The following is a 21875-nucleotide window of genomic DNA, read 5'->3' on the forward strand; positions in this document are numbered from 1 at the left end:
GCTATCAAATGAAACGAGTAACATCCATATATAGCTTGGCAGTGGTCGGTATCGCACTTGGAATGGTTTCCTGCAGTGCCGAAGGAGACTATCCGGGAACAGAATACGCGCCTCAAATGTATCATTCCGTCCCTTACGAGCCGTTGAGCCAGATTCCGAACGAAGAAGAAGGCATGTGGCTTTCTAACCGGGAAGATGGTAAGGGAGAGTTTTACAATAGCAACCCCAACAATCAACACAAGATGAACATGCGTATGCCTGTTCCCAATACGGTACCGAGAGATCCACGAGGTGTATTGCCCTACCGGTTGCGGGTAGCAGACTTGGAAGGCGCTGCATTGGTAGAGAATCCCATTGAGGTGGACGATCAGGTACTTGCTGAAGGAAGGGAATTGTACGTACAGTATTGTTCTTCCTGCCATGGTACCGGAGGAGAAGGTGACGGAAAGGTCGGAGAAGTGATCGGAGGTGTGGCCAATTTGAAAGGAGGCGCCTATATCAACCTACCGGAAGGTCACATTTTTCACGTGATCACACACGGCAAAGGTAGAATGGGTGCACATGGTTCGCAGATTACTGCTGACAGAAGGTGGAAAATCGTACACTATGTTAAACAAGAAATTCAGACGCAATAATGGCACAGGCAAACAACTACAATTTGGATCAGAGATTTGATTTTACCGCTTCGGTAAAGAAGGTTATTTTCATTCTGGGTGGCATTGGTGCCTTGCTGTTGGTGATCGGGATTCTTTCCGCTGCTTTAAGTGGTGGTCATGGAGCGGGAGAAGAGGGCGGACATGCCTTTCATTGGACCAAGCGTCTTTTTGCCAATATCTGGATTAATAATGTGTATTTCACCGGAATAGCAATAATTGGCGTCTTTTTCTTTGCGATCCAGTATGCGGCGCAGGCGGGCTGGTCCACGGCATTGCTACGAATAATGATTTCTTTCGGGTATTGGCTACCGATCGCAGCTGTCTTGATGCTTGCCACCTTTTTCGTAGCCAACCACGACCTGTTTCACTGGACGCATAGTTATGTATTTGACAAAGCCGACCCGGCCTACGACCGCATCATCGATGGAAAGGGAAATTTTTTCTATTGGCCGATGGAAAAAGGGACCTTCCCGATCTTTTACATCGTTCGGATGGTGGTGTTTTTTGGCTTTTGGGTGTTTTTCTTTAATAAATTGAAGTCCTTATCTTACGAAGAAGACCTACAGGGTGGTACCTCGTATTGGTATACCATCCGAAAATGGTCAGCCATTTTTCTGGTTTTCTTTGCTGTTTCTTCCTCCATAAGCGCCTGGGACTGGGTGATGTCCATTGATACCCACTGGTTTTCGACATTGTTTGGATGGTATGTTTTTGCATCCTGGTTTGTTGCCGGCTTGTCTGCCATAACCTTGGTCACTATATTCTTGAAGGACCAGGGATACCTGGAAATGGTCAATCAAAATCACATCCACGATCTTGGAAAATTCGTTTTTGCTTTTTCTATTTTTTGGACCTATATCTGGTTTTCTCAGTTCCTGTTGATCTATTATGCGAACATTCCAGAAGAGTCAGTGTATTTTATAGAAAGGCTTTCCAGTGACGTGTATGGACCGTATATATTTGTAAACATTGTGTTAAACTTTGTTTTACCCTTTCTTGTTCTTATGACAAGAGATGCAAAAAGGCATAATATCTTCTTGAAACTGGTATGTACGCTGATAATTCTTGGGCATTGGATTGATTTCTTTCTGATGGTTCAACCGGGAACACTCGGGCATAACGGTGGCGTTGGATTGATGGAGTTGGGAATGTTACTGGTTTATGGTTCTGCTTTCGCTTTTGTGGCGCTCAGTAATCTCTCCAAGCACAACCTGATCGCCAAAAACCATCCCATGTTGGAAGAAAGTTATCATCATCACATTTAATTACATTCCGAAACAGTTATAAATTATGTACGGACTTCTTATTTCAATAGGTGTATTACTTCTGATTCTGGTAATCTGGATGGTGTACAGAATTCAGACCCTGATTTCGGTTGCCAAGGGTTCCGATAAGAAAATAGCGACCACCAGTAATAAAGTAAATGCGGCCTTGTTCATGGTGTTTCTCATTGGAGCAGGTGGGTTGATGGTTTGGTATTCTATCAAAGAATTTGATAATTACCAACTACCTATCGGCTCTGAACACGGCATTGTCACGGATCGTCTGTTTTGGATTACCATGGCCGTTACTGGTTTTATCTTTATCCTTACCCACATTTTGCTGTTTTGGTTTAGCTATCACTACCAATACAAGGAAAATAAGCGTGCTGCGTACTATCCGGATAACAACAAATTGGAAATCATTTGGACGCTCGTTCCGGCAGTTGTCCTGGCTGTTTTGGTTATCTCCGGATGGAAAGCCTGGTCGGATATCACAGGGCCTGCTCCTGAAGACGCCCACGTGGTGGAAATCATGGGGTATCAGTTTGCATGGGACATTCGTTATCCTGGTGCAGACAATCAGTTGGGCGATTACGATTACCGCTTGACAACGGCCATGAATTCCAGGGGTATTGATTTTACGGACAAGAACTCCTTTGACGACTTCCCGGCCCAAAATGTGGTGATTCCTAAAGGCGAGCCGGTATTGTTCAAGATACGTGCACGTGACGTGTTGCATTCGGTGTTTGCTCCTCACATGCGACTGAAAATGGATGCAGTACCAGGCATGCCAACCCGGTTCTGGTTCGTTCCAAATAAAACGACCGCCGAAATGCGGGCGGAATTGGGCGACGAGGAGTTTGAATACGAGATCGCGTGTACAGAAGTTTGCGGAAGTGGCCACTTCTCCATGCGAAAGACGATTACCGTTGTTGAGCCGGATGAATACCGCAAATGGATGGCGGAACAAACGCCTTTTATCAAAAGCAACCCGGATTTGGTAGTCGATTTGCCAGCTGACTTGAAGGAATTGGCGGATATTTACATTAACGAAGAATAATACTCATTGATAAACTACGTATAACATGGCAGTAGCAAACGTTTCAGCGCATGATGTGTCGCATCACGACCATCACGACCATGAGCACAGAGAAAACTTCATTACGAAGTATATATTTTCCACAGACCATAAAATGATCGCCAAGCAGTACCTGATTTCAGGAATGTTTTGGGCATTTATTGGCGGGTTTTTGTCGGTGCTATTTAGGTTACAGCTAGGTTTCCCCGAGATGGATCTTTCCTTTTTGCGTCCACTTCTGGGCGGATGGATTGATTCTAGCGGGAAGTTGGATCCGAACTTCTACCTTGCATTGGTAACGATGCACGGCACGATCATGGTGTTCTTTGTGTTGACCGCCGGATTGAGCGGAACGTTCTCAAATTTTCTCATCCCGCTTCAAATTGGCGCCCGGGACATGGCTTCCGGATTCATGAACATGCTCTCTTATTGGTTCTTTTTTATCTCCGGAGTCATCATGTTTGCGTCACTTTTTCTGGAAAAAGGGCCCGCCGCTGGAGGGTGGGTAGTGTATCCTCCCTTGTCGGCGCTTGAGCAAGCCATCCCGGGGTCCGGATTGGGGATGACATTGTGGTTGATTGCAATGACTTTCTTTATTGCCTCTTCGTTGTTGGGAGGTATCAATTACATCACAACAGTAATTAATCTCCGAACCAAGGGCATGTCGTTTTCTCGGTTGCCGCTTACGATTTGGGCGTTTTTCCTTACGGCTGTGATTGGATTATTGTCCTTCCCAGTTCTTTTTTCGGCAGCATTACTGTTAGTGTTTGATAGGAGTTTCGGGACAAGTTTCTACCTGTCCGATATTTATATCGGAGGAGAGGCCTTGCCAAATACGGGAGGTAGTGCTGTGTTGTATCAGCACCTGTTCTGGTTCCTGGGCCACCCGGAAGTATATATTGTCCTTTTGCCCGCTCTTGGAATCACTTCCGAGATCATTGCTACGAATTCCAGGAAGCCAATATTTGGTTACAAGGCGATGATCATTTCCATGTTGGGCATTACGATTTTGTCTTTCGTGGTGTGGGCACACCACATGTTTGTGTCAGGCTTAAATCCATTCCTGGGTTCCATCTTTATGTTTCTGACCCTGATTATTGCGGTTCCCTCAGCTGTGAAAGTGTTTAATTACCTGACCACTCTTTGGCGAGGAAACCTGCGCTTCACACCCGGGATGTTGTTTTCCATTGGTTTGGTTTCGTTTTTCATTTCGGGTGGTCTTACGGGAATATTCCTGGGAAACTCTGCGATTGATATTCAGTTACACGATACCTACTTTGTGGTAGCGCACTTCCACCTGGTGATGGGTTCTGCCTCTTTCTTTGGGATGATGGCTGGTATCTACCATTGGTTCCCCAAGATGTTTGGCCGCATGATGGATGAAAAATTAGGGCATGTTCATTTTTGGCTGACCTTCGTTGGTGTGTACATGGTATTTTTCCCCATGCACTATATTGGTATCGCGGGTTTTCCTAGAAGGTACTATAGCTGGACAAATTACTCGTTCTCAGATATGTATACCGATCTGAATATGTTCGTATCGGTAGCGGCGATTGTGACATTTGGTGCACAAATGATTTTTGTCTTCAATTTCTTCTATAGCATGTATAAAGGAAGAAAGGCGAGCGCTAACCCCTGGCAGTCAAACACACTGGAATGGACGACGCCGATCAGCCCAGGGCATGGAAACTGGCCGGGTGAGATTCCTGCTGTGTACCGATGGCCGTATGATTACAGCAAGCCGGGAGCTAAGGAAGATTTTATCCCTCAAACGGTGCCTCTTTCCGCTACTCCTGAATCAAACCTGCCTCATGAAAATAAGCTGGTGCAATTAGAAAAAGAGATTATGGCGGAGGAAGGTGACGTGTTGGTAGCCGATGAATCAAAAGGATCGTAAACGAATAAGTAGCTTCCGTCGGATCAGTTTGGTTACGACGGTTGCTGTTTTCTTTCTTATTTTGGTAGGCGGGATTGTTCGTAGTACCGGAGCCGGTATGGGATGTCCCGATTGGCCAACCTGTTTTGGTAGCTGGATACCTCCGACTTCAGAGGAACAGCTTCCGGACGATTATGCGTCGGTCTATGTGGCCCAGCGGGTGGCTAAAAATGAGCGATTTGTTGCGTTGCTTGGCGGATTGGGCTTTTCGTCCCTTGCGCAGCAGATTGAAGAAGACGATTCGATCTTGCAGTCCGAGCCATTCAATGCGACGAAAACCTGGATCGAATACATTAACCGACTAATCGGTGTCGTTATCGGCTTCCTGATCGTCTCGACTTTCCTGCAATCCATACGGCTTAGAAAAATTGATTTAACTGCAACGCTTTTGTCTTTCCTGGCGTTGGTTCTGGTTGTCTTTCAGGGTTGGCTAGGTTCCATTGTCGTGTCGACCAACTTGCTGCAGTGGATGATAAGCGTACACATGATTGTGGCATTGGTTTTAGTTTGCCTATTGTTGTACATTTACTTCCGTTCTGGAAGATTGGTTCATTTTGGTGAGGTGTTGGATAGGCAAGATGTGGGTCCGGACGAGCGGAGTCGGGTCCGGTTTTGGCTTGGCGTAGGGATTCTTTTGATGTTTGTGCAGGTAGTTTTGGGAACGCAGGTGCGCGAGCAAATTGACCTGATAGCAGTGGAGTTGGGTTACCAAGATCGCTCATTGTGGATTTCTCGATTGGGTAGCAGTTTTTACATTCATCGCTCGTTTTCGTTGGTATTGATTGGCATGCACGCCTATTTGTTGTTTCGCATCATTCGATCCGGAGGCTGGGAGAGCGGGCTGATAAACCGATTTAAGTGGCTGGTAGGATTGATGCTTACCGTGGTGCTTTCAGGCGTTGTGATGGCTTATTTAGGTATCCCGGCGTTTGTTCAACCCCTGCATTTACTGCTGGGGTCGTTGATAATTGGATTTCAATATTACCTATGGCTGGAAATGGGTGTTGTGGCCCACCAACCTAAAAAGAATGTTTTGGTATGAGTACGCTAGATATATCGGATAAATTGGTTTTTGATGCCTGGAAAGTGCGGTATCGGGCATACATGGACTTGCTCAAGGTGCGGCTTTCAGCGCTGGTGACGTTCTCTGCGGTGTTTGGGTTTATTCTCGGCCATTCCGGTCAGGTGTTTTCCTGGACAACGTTTTTTGGGTTGATTGCAGGTGGCTTTTTGGTTAGTGGAGCTTCGGGTGCGGCCAATGAAATCATGGAGCGGGAATACGACAAACTCATGAAGCGGACGCAAAATAGGCCCCTTCCGTTGCAGTTAATTTCCGTCAGGGAAGCGTATTGGTTTACTAGTATCGCTGCGGTAGCCGGTGTTCTTTTGCTGGCGTATTTTACCAATTGGCTGACGACTGGGTTGGGCGTATTAAGCATGGTGTTGTACGTATTTGTTTACACACCCTTAAAACGCGTAGGGCCCATAGCGGTGTTGGTAGGCGCGGTGCCCGGGGCGATGCCGCCTTTGTTGGGGTGGACAGCGGCTACAGGGGGAATCTCCTACGAAGCATTGATTATTTTTGGTATTCAGTTTATTTGGCAATTTCCGCACTTCTGGGCTATCGCCTGGGTGAGTGACGAGGATTATAAGAAAGCAGGATTTAAATTGTTGCCATCCGGTGGCCAAAAGGATTTGAACACCGCAATACAGATCATGATTTACACCTTGTTTCTGCTGCCTTTAGGTTTATTGCCGACCTATTTTGGGTTTACCGGGTTGAATTCCGGAATTGTGGCTACTATTTGCGGGGTGTTATTTTTGGCGCAAACCTTCTCACTAATGCGGGATTGTTCCAGAAAATCTGCATTAAAGATCATGTTCGGTTCCTTTTTGTACCTACCGATTGTACAAATCGCTTATTTATTGGATAAAATTTAGTAGGAATGGAAGAGAAATTAGCGTTTGTAGAAGGTGCCGAGCAGCCCCTATCCATGCACCCGAAGAAGTTTGCTTTGTGGTTGTTTATCGTAAGTGTGGTGATGGTCTTTGCGGGAATGACTAGTGCGTACATTGTTCGGCAGTCGGAGGGTAATTGGCTGGAGTTTGATCTGCCGGATGTGTTTTGGTACAATTCGGGGATCATTGTGCTGAGTAGCTTGAGCATTCACTGGTCGTATCTATCGGCGAAAAAGGATGAGTTTAATTCACTTAAACTTGGATTGATTGCCACGACTTTACTAGGGCTTGCATTTCTGGTCGGTCAATGGTATAGCTGGATCGCGCTGGTGGAGCAGGATGTGTATTTTGTAGGTAATCCAGCAGGTTCGTTTATGTATGTTTTTACGGGTTTGCATGGATTACATCTGGTTAGTGGTGTGATTTTTCTAATTATTGTATTAATTTCGTCTCTAGGAAACAAAATCCATTCCCAAAACATGCCCCAGTTGGAGATGTGTGTGACGTACTGGCACTTTCTGGGAGGCTTGTGGTTGTATCTGTTTATGTTTTTGCTTCTAAATCATTAAAATTTAAGTTAACTTAATAATTATGTCTTCGACTGCTATTGAAATCCAATCCAAAAGAGGCGTATGGGGTGGTGGAAACGAGCCGCTGAAAGCAAGCTACGGCAAGCTCATGATGTGGTTTTTTCTGCTATCTGATATTTTTACTTTCACTGCCTTTCTGATTACCTATGGGGCAATCCGGGTCAGTTATCCCGCCTATGGGGGAGAAGTCGCCGATTTTGTAAGTTCCAACGAATACTGGCCCATACCCGAGATGATTTTCGATGCGATCCCATTCGTACATGGGGGGCATTTTCCATTGGTGTTTGTGGGCTTAATGACGTTCATTTTGATTTTGAGCTCGGTTACGATGGTTTTGGCGGTAGAGGCCGGGCACCGGAACGATAAGAAAGACGTGGTAAAGTGGATGCTGTGGACCTTGCTTGGAGGGATAACTTTCCTTAGCTGTCAGGCCTGGGAGTGGACGCACTTTATTCATGGCACGGATGAGGGAGCAATGCTTACCTATGTCAATTCATTCAACAACGTGGTTAGCGAGACGGTTTATGGAGCTAACCTGTTGGTTAACGAATACGGACCGGCACCTTTCGCACAGTTGTTTTTCTTTATTACCGGATTTCATGGGTTCCACGTAACGATTGGTGTATTTCTACTGTTTCTCGCATTTTACCAGGCAGCAGTTGGCGTCTACGAAGAACGAGGACATTACGAAATGATTGAAAAAATTGGCTTGTACTGGCACTTTGTGGACTTGGTCTGGGTGTTTGTATTTACCTTTTTCTATTTGATTTAGAACATTAACCGCATAGTTGAATTATGGCACAAGAAAGTAAAAACGGGTTGGAAGTCATTCCAAGAGACTCGGCAAAGATTAAGAAAATATGGATGACGGCATTGATCCTTCTTGTGGTGACTGCCGTGGAATTTCTACTTGCTTTTACCATGGAGCGGGGAATGTTGCTGTACATCATTTTCATCGTGTTGACGATTGTGAAAGCCAAATACATCATGATGGAGTTCATGCACCTCGGGGAAGAAGCAAAACCGCTGTTTTATTCGATTATTGTTCCGCTTATCTTTTTGATCTGGTTGATCATCGCCCTTTTCAAGGAAGGTTCGGATATCTTTTTGATGCGTTGGTAAGTAGGCGGTAAAAATGTATATCAATGAATGGTTGGAGTGGAATCTTCAACCATTTTTTTTGTTATGAGATAGTATGAAAATGTTACGCTTTCTTCAAATCCTGGTGTTGATCTGTGTGTTGATGATCCCTGTATTGATTATTCTATTTTTACGGGGGTTTACGTCTAACGAATATTCCATTCCCATCTTGTACGAGCAAGGGGTGGAAGATCCTTACCAGCAGTGCGATTACGGGGGAAATACCGGACAGCATTTCATACCGGATTTTTCCCTGGTAGATCAATTCGACAGGAGTATCGGAAGGGAAGATATGGGGGGAAAGATTACGGTAGTCGATTTTTTCTTTACTAGCTGCCCCAGCATTTGTCCGGTGATGTCCTCGGAGATGGAGCGGGTGCAGGATGCTTTCCGAAACGACGATCGGGTGCAGTTGTTTTCCATCAGTATTGATCCTACCTACGACACGCCTGAAGTACTATCCGAATATGCCGACAGGCATCGGGCAGAACGTGACAAATGGTTTTTCCTTACGGGAGACAAGGGTTCCATTTACGAGCTGGCCAGGTGCGGATTTGTGCTACCTACCATCGATGGGGACTCGGTACCGGAGGATTTTATCCATAGTGATAAATTCGTATTGGTGGATGAGTTGGGTAGAATTAGGGGGTATTACAGCGGTACCGAAAGAGAAAGTGTGGATGAATTGATAGTAGAAACAAAAATTTTATTATACAATGGAAAATAAAATCGAATTAGAGAACCAGGATAAATCCATGTTGCGTTGGATTACCCTAATATCCGTATTGGTGCCCATTGTGGTGGCCGTATTGCTTTTTATGCCTTCAAAAATTGATACGGGACAGGAATGGGTTTATTTTTTGCCCCATTTGAATGCGGTTATCAATTCCGCGGCTACTTTGGCGCTGGTGCTCGGAGTCGTCTTTATCAAGCAGGGTAAGGTCGCCTGGCACAAGGCTTCCATGACCATTGCCTTTGCATTAGGCGCATTGTTTTTGGTCAGTTACGTGTTGTACCACGCTTCGGCAGAAAGTACCAGTTTTGGCGGTGAGGGCTGGATTAGAGGCCTGTATTATTTTCTTTTGATTACGCACATCATTTTGGCCGCTGTAGCCTTGTTTCCCATCCTTTGGGCTTACTATTATGGCTATACCGGGCAGTATGCCCGGCACCGGAAGGTGGTGAAATACGCGTTTCCGATTTGGCTTTATGTGACGGTCACTGGTGTAATCGTTTACTTAATGATCAGCCCCTACTACACGCATTGAGGTTTTTTGTTCCGCATGCGAGAACTTTGTTGACATGAAAACCGTTTAGGATACAGATGAGAAATCGTGCGAAATACCTTATTGCCGGACTGGTGACCGCAATGCTAAGTTTACAGCAAGTGGCTGCGCAGTGCGCCATGTGCCGAGCGACCATTGAAAACAATGTAAGTAATGGCGACACCACCGTGGGCGCTGGATTGAATGTAGGTATCCTGTATCTGTTTCTGGCTCCTTACCTTCTATTGTCCATTATCGGCTATTTTTGGTACAAAAAAGCGAAACAGAAGAAGCGCTTTTCGTTACGTTCATAGGCGTTATTTTTTTGGCGGTTACCGCTGTGTTTTGTTTTCTTATCCAAGGCTTACTTTTTTTATCAAAAGTAGAACGGATTTTGCTTGGTTGCTTCTAGCTTTATAGACTGGCCGAACGACAATGCTAAAGAAAAGAAGACTCATACTTATCGCATCCATTCTCATGCTTGGGATCGTTTTGTCGGTGAATTTTTTTATGGGGAACGATCGGGGACAGGCACCGGAAGTACATCGTTCATTACTGGAAGGCAAAATGGCCGAAGTAATTGCGGGTTTCGATGAGGATTATATCGAAATTCTAATGCGTAACCGTCCCAACCAAAATCCAACCTTTCACTCCCTCACTTTTTCCAGCCACTATGCGTTTTACCTTTTTTCCGAAGGAGGCGAGTTGTATTATTGGTCCGATGTAGAAATGGTACCTCGGTTTGAAAGCCTTTCACTTTCGAGAAAGTATCAATTATTGGAAAATGAGCGGGGTCTTTATTTTGCAAAACTCAGGAGGATGGACCGAAACGATTCCGCTTTCTGGTTACTTCAGGTGTATCCCCTCGTGAGTAAGGTGGACATTGATAATGAATACCTGATAAGTGGCTTCAATGAGGAGGTTTTTGGGAATGATCGCTTCATTTTATCCAATCAACCCAAAGCGGGCTACCAGGATGTTGCCGTAGAAGGCGAGTACCTGTACTCCATTTTTTATAGGGTCGGGTACGATCCGGTTGGGCAGTCATTTAATCACACCTTATTGGTCTTCTTTTTTTCCCTGCTGGGCTTGGTCCTGATTTTAGGAGGTGATTTCGTTTACACCCTGTGGAACAAAGGCAGGCGATCTATGGCTACCTTGTATACCTTTCTGATATTGGCCTGCATCCGACTATTGATGCTTGCCTTTAGTTTTCCCAAAGATTTTTTTCAGACCGGCATTTTTGATCCCGGTTTGTATGCCTCTTCCCGGATCAACCCCAGCCTGGGTGATTTGCTGCTTAATGTCGTATGTTACCTGGTGGTGTTAAGCATGGTCATTGCGATACTCGGGAAAAAGCGGGTGTTGATAAATTTTATTCAATTCCGAAAAAAGTACGGGTATGGGGTTCAGTTGGCAGCCGCTTTCCTGTTGTCCACGGTTTTGATGTTTTTGTTTTTCTTTCTTTACCTAAACATTGTCGAAAATGCCCAGTGGAATCTTAGTATTGCGTCTATTCCCACCTTCAATTACCTGAAAGGAATCAGTCTGCTGGTGGTTTTCCTTGGTGGTGCGGCCTACTTGCTGTTTTCCATAATTGGCTTGAACATGGTGCTCTACAAGCGTACGGATCAGGTTTTCTATCCGCTAAAGGTAGTGCTGGCCATCTCGTTTCCAGTGATCCTGTTGCTGTTTTTTGCGGATTTTATCCTGTTGTTGGCTTTTCTGGCCCATTTGATATTGGTAATCGGTATCGTTAGTTTTAAGTTGTACAACAAGCTTTTTAAACTTGAATTCAATACGTTTCTGACCTTCTTTTTTGCGTGCCTGGTCGGGGCGATTATCACGGGTGCGGCTTCTTACCAGCACAACCGAAACGACGAAATCCGCTCCAAGGAAAAATTTGCCAATACAATCATGTTGGACAGGGATGTTATGGGTGAGTTTTTGTTGGAGGAAATCATTGACCGCATTCAGGAAGACTTGTTTATCATAAACCGGTTGTCCGACCCGCTTCTTTCAAAGGATCCCATTGAGCGGAAATTACGAAAAATCTACCTCTCGGGCTATTTTGATCAGTACAGCCAACACATTTCTATTTACAATTCATCGGGTCAGCTGCTTGTTGGGGGCAGAGAGGAGCAAAGCCTGGACGAATACAAGCGGAAGTACATGAATAGCGATTACGCAACGCAGGTGTACAATCTGTATCACGTGAAAACTACAGAAACCAACACAGGAAACCGGTTGGTTGCATTCATCAAACTCCAAAAAGAGGGGAATTTTTTAGCAACCATCGTGATTGAATTGAACCAGCAGCGGTTGGAATCCGGCAAGGCCTTTCCAAAACTGCTGATGGACAATCAGTACGCATCGAATTACATACAGGTAGATTTTGATTTTGCGATTTTTGAGTCGGGAAATCTGGAATACAGCTCGGGTGTATACAGCTACCGCAATCCAGAAATAGAAGAGATTTTAAGCGATCCGGCATTGATGACACGGGGAGTTATCCAGGGTGGCTACCATCATTTTGGCGTGCCATACGGTGAAAAAATAATTGTCGTAACCTCCCCCCAATACCCGGATAATTACATATTGGGAGACATCGCCTTTTTCTTTGTCAGTTACCTGATCGTCACGCTACTATCAATATGTGTCTATTTGGTTCTGGCCGGGGTGAACAGATTACGGTTCAATTATGCCACCAAACTGCAGCTGTACCTGAATTTCGCTTTTTTCTTTCCCATGCTGATCATCAGCATCATCGCCGTAGGATTTTTGAGTCATTCGTATACGGAGGACCTGCACCGGCAGTACTTCCAGAAAGCCGGTATCATTCGGGACAATCTCAACCGTAACCTGGGAGGGGATCAGTTTAGCGGGATGAATAAGGACGACATCAATAGCGAATTGTATGCACTGTCCAGTGCCACAGATGCGGATATCAACTTGTATCTACCCGATGGGCTGCTCCTGGCAACCAACCAGCCCGCTATTTTCGATAAAAAAATCCTGACAAATTACCTGCATCCCCGGGCCTATGCTATGTTTATTGAATTGCTTGAGAATCGTCTTTTGCAGACCGAGCGTGTAGGCAATATGCAATTTAAAACCGTATACCTGGCCTTAAAAAATGGTGAAAACCAACAGTTGCAGGCCATCATCGCCATTCCTTTTTTTGAAGCAGAGGAGGAATTGAATGCGATGATAACGGAGGTTTTTAGTAATATCCTGGTGATTTTTGTGGTCATGTTCCTGATCTTTTTGGTCATTTCCTACTTTGTTTCGAGGCATCTCACCCACCCCTTTAAGTTACTTACCCAAAAACTAAAAGATACCAACCTGGAAAACAACGAATACATGGTCTGGCCGTCCCGGGATGAAATAGGCTTGTTGGTCAATGAGTACAACAACATGCTATTTAAACTGGAAGCCAGTAAGAAGGTGTTGGCCTCCAACGAGAAAGAGTCTGCCTGGAGGGAAATGGCCAAGCAGGTGGCCCATGAAATCAAGAACCCACTCACGCCAATGAAGCTGACCCTTCAGCACCTGCTGCGGTTGAAAGCAGAGAATAAACTGGAACAGGGCGACGCGCTGGAAAGGCCCATTTTGTCCATCATTCACCAAGTGGATACCCTGAGTGACATTGCCAGCTCCTTTTCTACCTTTGCCAAAATGCCGCTTCCCAAAAACCAGGAACTTGATTTCCGTGCGGTGGTGAACGAATGCGTTTCGCTTTTTTGCACCCGGGAGGACGTACAGCTGGAATTCGAAGATTGCACACCAGAAGGCAGTTCCGCCAGAATAATGGGGGATGAAAAACTATACGGAAGAGTAATTTCAAACCTGATTATCAACGGCATACAGGCAGTTCCCGAGGGGAAAAGACCGCTGATTGTGATTCGGCTCAGCTACGAAAAGGAAGGAACGATACAATTGGCTATCCGGGATAATGGTCGAGGGATCGACGAGGAATTAAAAGCCAAAGTGTTTTTGCCCAACTTCAGCACGAAAACAGATGGCTCCGGTCTGGGGCTGGCAATTGCGAAGCGTGGCGTGGAGACAGCAGGCGGGAAAATTTGGTTTCGTACGACAAAGGACTCAGGTACTGTCTTTTACCTGCGTTTTCCCCTAATTGGGTAGCTACACAATTTATACCGGGGAATTTGTTACTTTAGTGCCCGGTAATTGTCTGCGTTATGTGGTTGGTGAAGTATTTTTTAACCGTTTTGACAGCGTTTTCGGGGCTGGCGGCTTTGGCTCAGTCGATGCCGGCGATCTGCCGTTGGAAAAAAATTGGCAGTAATGCCAATGAATTGTTGCTGGATTCCCTAAGCATACGACCGTCTACCCTCCGGGTTTTTGGACCTTCCGGTGACCAAATTCCCCATTCCTACACCTTGAGTACCGGCAAGATTTCTTTTGGCGTAGCAGAGGCTGATTTACCCGACTCAGTGCGGCTTTGCTACGAGCGCTTGCCTTTTTCCTTTCACCATACCTATCAAAAACGCTCCCTGTCGGAGGATTACGATTCCCTGGCCTTCTTCAGGGATACGCCCCCGAAAAAGAAACCCGTCATGGATTTTCGGGAGGAGGTATTTACCTCCAACAAACTTAATCAATCCGGTAACCTGACCCGGGGGATCTCGTTTGGGAATTCCCAAAACGTCTTCGTTAACTCCGCGTTGAACCTGCAGCTGGATGGGGAACTGGCGGACAATCTACAAATACGGGCCAGTATCACCGACCAGAACGTACCGTTTCAGCCAGAAGGAAATACCCAACAGATTCAGGATTTTGACAATGTTTTGATAGCCCTCTACAACGATCAATTCAACCTCTCCGGGGGCGATGTGGTGCTACAGCAGCGAAAATCTGAATTTTTGCGCTACTACAAAAACGTGCAGGGGCTGCAATTTACCAGGGAATACGAAATGGGTGCCGACTGGAAAGCATCTACCCGTGCCGGTGCCGCCATTGCCAAAGGCAAATTTGCATCGCAGGTACTGGAGGTCTTGGAGGGAGTCAGCGGCCCCTACCGTATTCGGGGACCCGGAGAAGAACGCTTTGTGATCATCATGGCCAACTCCGAAAAAGTGTTTCTGGATGGCAAACAACTCCGGCGGGGGTTTAACAATGACTATACCATTGACTACAACCAAGGGGAGATTACCTTTACTCCCAGTGTCCTGATCACCCAGTATTCCCGGGTGCGCGTGGATTTTGAATACGCCGAGCGAAATTTCTCCAGATCCATTCTAACCGCCAGTCACCAGCAGGAAAACGAAAACGTCTCGGTTTATTTTAATTTTTACCGCGAACAAGATGATCCCAACCGCCCGCTTTTTATGGAACTCTCGGATGCCGATAAGAACTTATTGGCGGCTGTGGGAGACGATATCAACGCAGCTGCTGTTCCCCGCATTGATAGCATCGCGTTTGACTCAAACCGGATTTTGTACAAAAAGGTTACCGAGATCACGGAAGTGGGAGAAACGTTGACGTATTATGCCTACAGTACCGATCCGGAGGAGGCTTTTTATGCGGTCAGTTTTACCGAAACCGGACAGGGAAGGGGGCATTACCGAAGGCAACAACAACTGGCCAGTGGTGTGGTGTATGCATTCGTTCCTCCTATCGATGGTGTGCCCCAAGGCAATTATTCCATTCGTACCCCGCTGCCCGCTCCCACTAAGCGGCAAATGATTACCGGGGGTACCTCGATCCGTATTGGCGCGCACGAAAAGGTGTTTTCGGAAATTGCTCTTTCAAACCGGGATGAAAATCGCTATTCGCCCCTGGACAACGAAGATAATACGGGGGTTGCCCTGAAAGCCGGGATCGTGTCGGAGGGCCGCACCGTACCTTCCTTGGAGGGCTACCGATTTGATGCGCACACGACCGTGGAATACAACTCCACTAATTTTTCGTTTATTGACCGGCTCCGGTACATTGAATTCGACAGGGATTGGGGACTCCCCGCCGGTGAAACGCTTCCCAATGCCTCTGAAAAGCTCTTTCAGGCGAAAGTTGCCCTGACCAAGGACCCACAAAATCAGCTGAGTTATACCCTGGACCTGAGGGAACGCTCCGGGCAGCTTTCGGGGGTACAACAAAACGCACTGGTTAATCAGCGTTTCGGAAAACGTTGGTTGCTATCCAACGAACTTTTTCACCTGGCCAGTCAGGTTCAGTCGTTTCGCTCCGACTGGTTGCGGTATCAAGGAGAACTAAAATACCTTTCCCGGTACCTGGTGCCGGCGTACCGGTTCAGTGTAGACCGAAATGTGGTTGCAAACCCGCAAAATGAACAAGTGATCCGAACGGCGATGAACTTTAAGGAACATCAGGTATCCCTGCAAACCAACGATAGCCTGGCCTATCAGGCCTTTGCCACTGCCAGTATTCGCGAGGACCAGGCTGTAGCAAATGGCACATTGGTGCCGGATACCCGGGCCTTTGTAAGCAGCTACGGGTTGCGGGGAACCTTTGGCCCCCATTCGGTCAAGGCCTCGTTTACCTACCGGGAGCTGCTGTTTCTGCGCCAGGAGGAGCTGGAGGAAATCACGGTCATGGGTAAAATGGACTACCGCAGCTCTGTTTTTGAAAACAACCTGACCAATGAGTTGACCTATGCCCTGGGCAACGGACGGGAATTGCGGCGGGAGTTCGTCTTTCTGCCGGTGCCCACCGGAGAGGGCACCCACACCTGGCGGGACGATAACGAAGACGGCGTGCAGCAATTAAACGAGTTTTACCTGGCAATCAACCCGGAGGAAAAGAATTACATCAAAGTATTCGTACCTACCGATGAATACGTGCAAGCTTACACCACGCTTTTCAACTATCGGTTGCAGGCAAAATTTCCTACGGATTGGAAAGAAGCATCGGGGTTAAAGAAATGGCTTTCCCGGTTTTCCAATCAGACCAATTGGAATGTGGAAAAAAAAATCACCTCTTCTGATTTCTTTCAGCGCATCAGTCCCTTGCTAGCCAACGCCAACGATACTTCCCTGCTTTCCATTCGGCAATCTTTTCGCTCGTCCTTGTTTTTTAACCGTGCCTCGTCGGTCTACGGGCTGGATGTCTCCTTTTTTAATACCCACCAAAAACAGCTGCTCACCGGCGGGTTTGAAGATTTTTCCCGGGATGATTGGCGGGTAAATGCCCGGTACTCGTTAAACACTCAGTGGAACATGCTGTTTTACTGGAACAGGGGATGGAGAAATTCGGCCTCCGATTTTCTGGAAAACCGCGATTTTACCATCCGGGAGCACACCTTTGGACCGGAATTCAATTTGCAGCCATCGCCAGCTTTCCGTGCCTCATTAAAATACCGGATGACAGGAAAACAGAATCTGGCCAATCTGGAATTTGAGGAGCGGGCACAGCTTCAGGAAGCGGCGCTTAATCTACGCCTGGCGAAAGCCACCCAAACGACGCTAAATGCACAGGTTGCCTACACCTATATTGAGTATAACGGAAAGGTAAACAGTCCGGTAGGGTACGAAATGCTGCAAGCCCTTACTCCCGGAAACAATACCTCCTGGACGGTAAACTGGCTCCAAAAAATTGGCGAAGGCCTCCAGTTAAACCTGATTTATGAGGGCAGAAATTCCCAAGGCCTGGATCGGTTGGTACATACAGGTCGCATGCAGGTTTCTGCCTTGTTCTGATTAGGCATAGCCCGGGAAAAAATGTAACTTTGTGCGGATTATTTGGTTGTTGTACGAATAGTTAAAATACAAACGAATGGCAAAGAGTATTCTGGTCACAGGTGGTACCAAAGGGATTGGGAAGGCGATCATTCACCGATTTGCCCGAGAGGGGTTTGATGTTTTCAGCTGCAGTAGAAACGGAAGCGAATTGAATTCGCTTCAGCAGGAAATGGCGGACCTGTACCCGGAGGTCCAGGTACAGGTGATGCAGGCCGACTTGTCACAAAAACAGGAGGTCAAGGCGTTTGCGGCCTTTGTAAAAAAAAACACCATCCCCGATGTTTTGATAAATAATACCGGTATTTTTATTCCCGGAAGCCTGCACGAGGAGCCAGAAGGTAATTTTGAAAAAACGATGCATACCAACCTTTTCAGTGCCTACTACCTCACCCGCGCATTTACCGACGCATTCATCGATCGTAAAAGCGGACATATTTTTTCCATTGGAAGCATTGCCGGGCTCACTGCGTATGCCAATGGCGGTAGCTACGCCGTTTCCAAGTGGGCCATGCTGGGATTTACCAAATGCCTTCGTCAGGAATTAATGCCGCATGGCATACGGGTAACCTCCGTATTGCCCGGCGCGACTTACACGGCGAGTTGGGAAGGGGTGGATTTACCCGAAGACCGCTTTATGAAAGCCACCGATGTAGCAGAATCAGTATGGGCTGCGTATAACCTTTCACCCCGTTCTGTTGTTGAAGAGATAGTAATCCGGCCACAATTAGGTGATATATAACTATGGAACTGAAAACCATCGAAGAAAAGATCCGCTATTGCAATAGCCTTACCGATTATTCCCGAAGGGAGACCATTCCCGTAAAGGTAGGTGATTTGATCATCGGAGGGGATAATCCCATCGTGGTACAATCAATGACCACCGTGGATACCATGGATACCCAAGGGTCCATTGATCAAGCGATCCGAATGATTGAGAGTGGCTGCGAACTCGTCCGAATCACAGCACCCAGTATCAAAGAAGCGGAGAATCTACGCAAGATCAAGGAAGGATTGCGGGAACGGGGATACCGCACGCCGTTGGTTGCAGACATTCACTTCACGCCGAATGCAGCCGAAGTGGCAGCCCAGATCGTGGAAAAAGTACGGGTAAATCCCGGGAACTACGCCGATAAAAAGAAATTTGAAGTTCTGGAATATACCGATGCGTCCTATCAGGCGGAGTTGGAACGCATCCGCGAACGGTTTTTGCCCCTGGTAAAAATCTGTAAAGCAAACGGTACCGCCATGCGGATTGGAACCAATCACGGTTCCCTTTCGGACCGGATCATGAGCCGGTATGGGGACACACCGCTTGGAATGGTGGAGTCCGCCCTTGAATTTTTACGTATATGCGAAGACGAACGCTTCCACGATATTGTGATTTCCATGAAATCGTCCAATACCCAGGTAATGGTTCAGGCCTACCGTCTCCTGGTTCAAAAATTGGACGAAGGTGGGTTTAAGCCGTATCCCTTGCATTTGGGTGTTACCGAGGCCGGTGACGGAGAAGACGGTAGGGTGAAGTCTGCCGTAGGCATCGGGGCCCTGTTGGAAGACGGACTGGGAGATACGGTGCGTGTGTCCCTGACCGAAGATCCGGAGTTTGAATCCCCTGTGGTCAAAACACTCATCGATCGCTACCTGCACCGTCCGGAAAAATCGGGCATCCTTCCGCTGGATTCCTACCCACTGGATCCCTTCAGCTACACCAAAAGAAAAACGGTGGAAGTAGGTAATTTTGGCGGAGGAAACGTGCCCCGTGTGCTAACCGACATTTCCCGACTTGAACAATTGGAGCCAAAAGAGCTGAAAGGCACGGGCCACTTTTATTTGCCCGAACTGGACAAATGGAAAATGAACGATCAAGGATGCGACTACCTGTATTCGGGAAGTAAGCCCGTCCCCTTTATGCTTCCCAATGGGGTGAAGGAGATTGTGGATTACGAGGTGTGGATTGGCCATTCAGATAAGAAAAATAGCTACCCGGCGATTTCGCCGGAAGTCTTGAGCGAAAAAAGGGAGCTGCATCCGGAGGTGAATTTCCTTTTTCTTGCTTGCGAGCAAGTGGAGGATGCGGTACCGCTGCTCACCAATAGCCATCCACTGGTGATTGTGCTGGCTACGGATAAGGATCACCAGATGCAGGCATTGAGACGGGCATTTGTGACGTTGATTCAAGCGGGAATTGAGCTTCCGGTTGTATCCAAGGTCACGTATGCAGAGAAGGATACCGAAAAGACCACGCTCTATGCTGCCACCGATGTGGGGGGCTTATTGATTGATGGCCTCGGAGACGGCATCCTGATCGGCCTGGATCGGCTGAAACTGGATCAGCGGCAGGAGTTGTTGGACCAGGTTAAATTGCACAATTCGGTCAGTTTCGGTGTGCTTCAGGCAGCCCGGACGCGCATGTCAAAAACCGAATACATTTCCTGTCCGTCTTGTGGTCGCACCTTGTTTGACCTACAGGAAACCACCGCCATGATCCGAAAGCGGACCGATCACCTGAAGGGGGTAAAAATCGGAATCATGGGCTGCATTGTCAATGGTCCCGGTGAGATGGCGGACGCCGATTACGGCTACGTGGGTTCGGGTAAAGGTAAGATCACCTTGTACAAGGGGAAAGAAGTGGTCAAACGCGCCGTACCCTCCGAAAGGGCCGTGGATGAATTGATCGAAATCATCCGGCAGGACGGGCAGTGGATCGAGCCCGAGGCCAGTGAACACCATCATTAACGACTAAATCAACACGAACCATGTCCAATAAATTAAAGGAGTTCTTTCAGGTAGGAGAAGTTGGGAATTATTTTATCCGGGTTTTCCAAAAGCCGGACCCCACAAAAAAGAGTAATTTCAACCTGCGTATGATGCACGGCATCAATAAGATATCCATACTTGTGTTCCTCGCTGCACTTATCTTCTGGATCATCAAACGCATCGTGTAGCAATGAAGATCGATTTTTTCAGAGACTATTGCTTGAAAAAAAACGGAGCAACGGAGTCCACGCCTTTTGGCGAAGACACGCTTTGTTTTCAAGTAGGAGGTAAAATTTTTGCAATCATCGATATCGAGCGCTTTGAAAGCGTGAACCTAAAATGTGATCCGGAAAGAGCCCTGCTACTGCGTGAGCAATACCCGGGGATTCAGGCGGGCTACCACATGAATAAAAAGCATTGGAACACCGTGTCTTTCGACGGTTCTGTTAGCGACCCGTTGATTCTGGAATTGGTGGACCACTCCTATGACCTGGTCTTTGCGGGTCTTCCCAAGAAAATTAAAGAACAATTTTGTTAATGGTATTTTTGAGCATCAGGGGATTGGATAAAACCTACCCCGGAGATATTGTTGCCCTGCACGATTTATCCCTGGAAATCCAAAAGGGAGAACGTTGGGCGGTCATTGGGTCCAGTGGTAGCGGCAAAAGCACCTTGCTTCGGCTCATCGCAGGACTGGAAGCCCAGGATGCCGGAGAGGTGCTGCTGGACGGAGAAAAAATCAAAAATTCCAACGAAAAACTCGTGGCCGGATACGATGCCATTCAGCTGGTCCGGCAGGACAATGGGCTCTATCCCCATTCCACCGTGGCTGAAAATATCCGTCGTCCACTTCTGCAGTACGACAAAACGTATGCGGCTGAACGGTTGGAAAGTTTGCTTGCGCTTTTTGGGCTTCTGCACAAACGGGACGCCTACCCCCGGCAATTATCGGGCGGAGAGCAACAAAAGGTGGCCATCGCCCGGGCGCTAAGTCTGGAACCGGAAGTGCTCTTGCTCGATGAGCCGTTTAATTCGCTGGATAGTTTGCAGAAACGGGATTTGCTGGACGAGCTCAACCTGATTTTCCGTGAGTTGGAGCTCACGTTACTGATGGTAACCCACGATATTCAGGACGCCTTGCTGCTTACAGATCGCCTTTGCGTGGTATCCCCGGGAGGCAAGCTGGTGAGGCAGGGAACGATTCGGGAAATTCATCAGCATCCCCAGTCGGCCTACGTAGCGGGCTTTTTTGGTCCACTAAATGCCGTACCCGGTAGGGAAGGATATTATCTCCGGCCCGCGGACGTTACGGTACCGGAAGGGAAGGGTAAGGCAACCGGCACGGTGCTAATCAATCGGTATTTTCCGGAACACGATCTGCTCACCGTGGCAGTAGCGGGAGCCGCGCAACCCTGGCAGGTAGCCGATCCTCAGCGTGGTTTTTCCCAGGGGCAAACCATTCAGTTGACCTGGGATGAGTCGCGTGTCCTGCATTTGCCCGCCTGAGCACG

At 47.3% G+C, this 21875-nt stretch carries 19 protein-coding genes; all 19 read left to right on the forward strand.

The window, feature by feature from the left end; all coding sequences use genetic code 11:
* The first annotated feature begins 8 nt into the window (after positions 1–8).
* The 19 genes from GCU44_RS00305 (at position 9) to GCU44_RS00395 (ending at position 21870) form a co-directional block, all read left to right on the forward strand.
* Entirely contained in the window at positions 9–635 is a 627-nt protein-coding gene (locus GCU44_RS00305) for a c-type cytochrome (RefSeq protein WP_092172178.1), read from the forward strand.
* Positions 635–1921: a quinol:cytochrome C oxidoreductase gene (locus tag GCU44_RS00310; protein WP_092172181.1), complete on the forward strand. Its 1287-nt coding sequence runs from the start codon at positions 635–637 to the stop codon at positions 1919–1921. Before GCU44_RS00305 ends, GCU44_RS00310 begins: the two co-directional genes overlap by 1 nt.
* A 25-nt stretch (positions 1922–1946) precedes the next feature.
* The gene (locus GCU44_RS00315; RefSeq protein ID WP_154852261.1) at positions 1947–2978 is read left to right on the forward strand and encodes a cytochrome c oxidase subunit II; all 1032 of its coding nucleotides are present in this window, start codon (positions 1947–1949) and stop codon (positions 2976–2978) included.
* A gap of 25 nt (positions 2979–3003) precedes the next feature.
* Positions 3004–4893, forward strand: coding sequence for a cytochrome c oxidase subunit I (locus GCU44_RS00320; RefSeq protein WP_154852264.1), 1890 nt, complete (start codon positions 3004–3006; stop codon positions 4891–4893).
* Entirely contained in the window at positions 4874–5974 is a 1101-nt protein-coding gene (locus GCU44_RS00325) for a COX15/CtaA family protein (RefSeq protein ID WP_154852267.1), read from the forward strand. The genes GCU44_RS00320 and GCU44_RS00325 overlap by 20 nt, the downstream gene beginning before the upstream one ends.
* Entirely contained in the window at positions 5971–6873 is a 903-nt protein-coding gene (cyoE, locus tag GCU44_RS00330) for a heme o synthase (RefSeq protein ID WP_092172193.1), read from the forward strand. The genes GCU44_RS00325 and cyoE overlap by 4 nt, the downstream gene beginning before the upstream one ends.
* A gap of 5 nt (positions 6874–6878) precedes the next feature.
* Entirely contained in the window at positions 6879–7460 is a 582-nt protein-coding gene (locus tag GCU44_RS00335) for a cytochrome c oxidase subunit 3 (protein WP_154852270.1), read from the forward strand.
* 22 nt (positions 7461–7482) lie between these two features.
* Positions 7483–8253: a cytochrome c oxidase subunit 3 gene (locus tag GCU44_RS00340; protein WP_174238218.1), complete on the forward strand. Its 771-nt coding sequence runs from the start codon at positions 7483–7485 to the stop codon at positions 8251–8253.
* A 23-nt stretch (positions 8254–8276) separates the two neighbouring features.
* Positions 8277–8603, forward strand: coding sequence for a cytochrome C oxidase subunit IV family protein (locus tag GCU44_RS00345; RefSeq protein WP_092172201.1), 327 nt, complete (start codon positions 8277–8279; stop codon positions 8601–8603).
* 73 nt (positions 8604–8676) lie between these two features.
* Positions 8677–9348 (forward strand): SCO family protein, encoded by a 672-nt coding sequence (locus tag GCU44_RS00350; protein ID WP_154852274.1) that lies wholly within the window; start codon positions 8677–8679, stop codon positions 9346–9348.
* Positions 9338–9889 (forward strand): DUF420 domain-containing protein, encoded by a 552-nt coding sequence (locus GCU44_RS00355; RefSeq protein ID WP_092172207.1) that lies wholly within the window; start codon positions 9338–9340, stop codon positions 9887–9889. Before GCU44_RS00350 ends, GCU44_RS00355 begins: the two co-directional genes overlap by 11 nt.
* Before the next feature lie 56 nt (positions 9890–9945).
* Complete coding sequence (locus tag GCU44_RS00360) at positions 9946–10200, forward strand: hypothetical protein (protein WP_154852277.1); 255 nt, start codon at positions 9946–9948, stop codon at positions 10198–10200.
* 121 nt (positions 10201–10321) lie between these two features.
* Complete coding sequence (locus GCU44_RS00365; protein ID WP_154852280.1) at positions 10322–14032, forward strand: sensor histidine kinase; 3711 nt, start codon at positions 10322–10324, stop codon at positions 14030–14032.
* A gap of 56 nt (positions 14033–14088) precedes the next feature.
* Positions 14089–17565: a hypothetical protein gene (locus tag GCU44_RS00370; RefSeq protein ID WP_154852283.1), complete on the forward strand. Its 3477-nt coding sequence runs from the start codon at positions 14089–14091 to the stop codon at positions 17563–17565.
* A gap of 76 nt (positions 17566–17641) precedes the next feature.
* The gene (locus GCU44_RS00375; RefSeq protein ID WP_154852286.1) at positions 17642–18346 is read left to right on the forward strand and encodes an SDR family oxidoreductase; all 705 of its coding nucleotides are present in this window, start codon (positions 17642–17644) and stop codon (positions 18344–18346) included.
* Between the two features lie 2 nt (positions 18347–18348).
* On the forward strand, positions 18349–20343 hold the full coding sequence (gene ispG / locus GCU44_RS00380; protein WP_154852289.1) for a (E)-4-hydroxy-3-methylbut-2-enyl-diphosphate synthase: 1995 nt from the start codon (positions 18349–18351) through the stop codon (positions 20341–20343).
* A 20-nt stretch (positions 20344–20363) separates the two neighbouring features.
* Positions 20364–20552: a DUF6728 family protein gene (locus tag GCU44_RS00385; protein WP_092172224.1), complete on the forward strand. Its 189-nt coding sequence runs from the start codon at positions 20364–20366 to the stop codon at positions 20550–20552.
* A gap of 2 nt (positions 20553–20554) precedes the next feature.
* Positions 20555–20902: an MmcQ/YjbR family DNA-binding protein gene (locus GCU44_RS00390; protein ID WP_154852292.1), complete on the forward strand. Its 348-nt coding sequence runs from the start codon at positions 20555–20557 to the stop codon at positions 20900–20902.
* Positions 20902–21870 carry an ABC transporter ATP-binding protein gene (locus GCU44_RS00395; protein ID WP_154852295.1) on the forward strand — a complete coding sequence of 323 codons (969 nt, stop codon included), beginning with the start codon at positions 20902–20904 and terminating at the stop codon, positions 21868–21870. The genes GCU44_RS00390 and GCU44_RS00395 overlap by 1 nt, the downstream gene beginning before the upstream one ends.
* The last annotated feature ends 5 nt before the right edge of the window (positions 21871–21875 follow it).

It is taken from the genome of Cyclobacterium xiamenense, from assembly GCF_009467825.1.
GTDB lineage: Bacteria > Bacteroidota > Bacteroidia > Cytophagales > Cyclobacteriaceae > Cyclobacterium > Cyclobacterium xiamenense.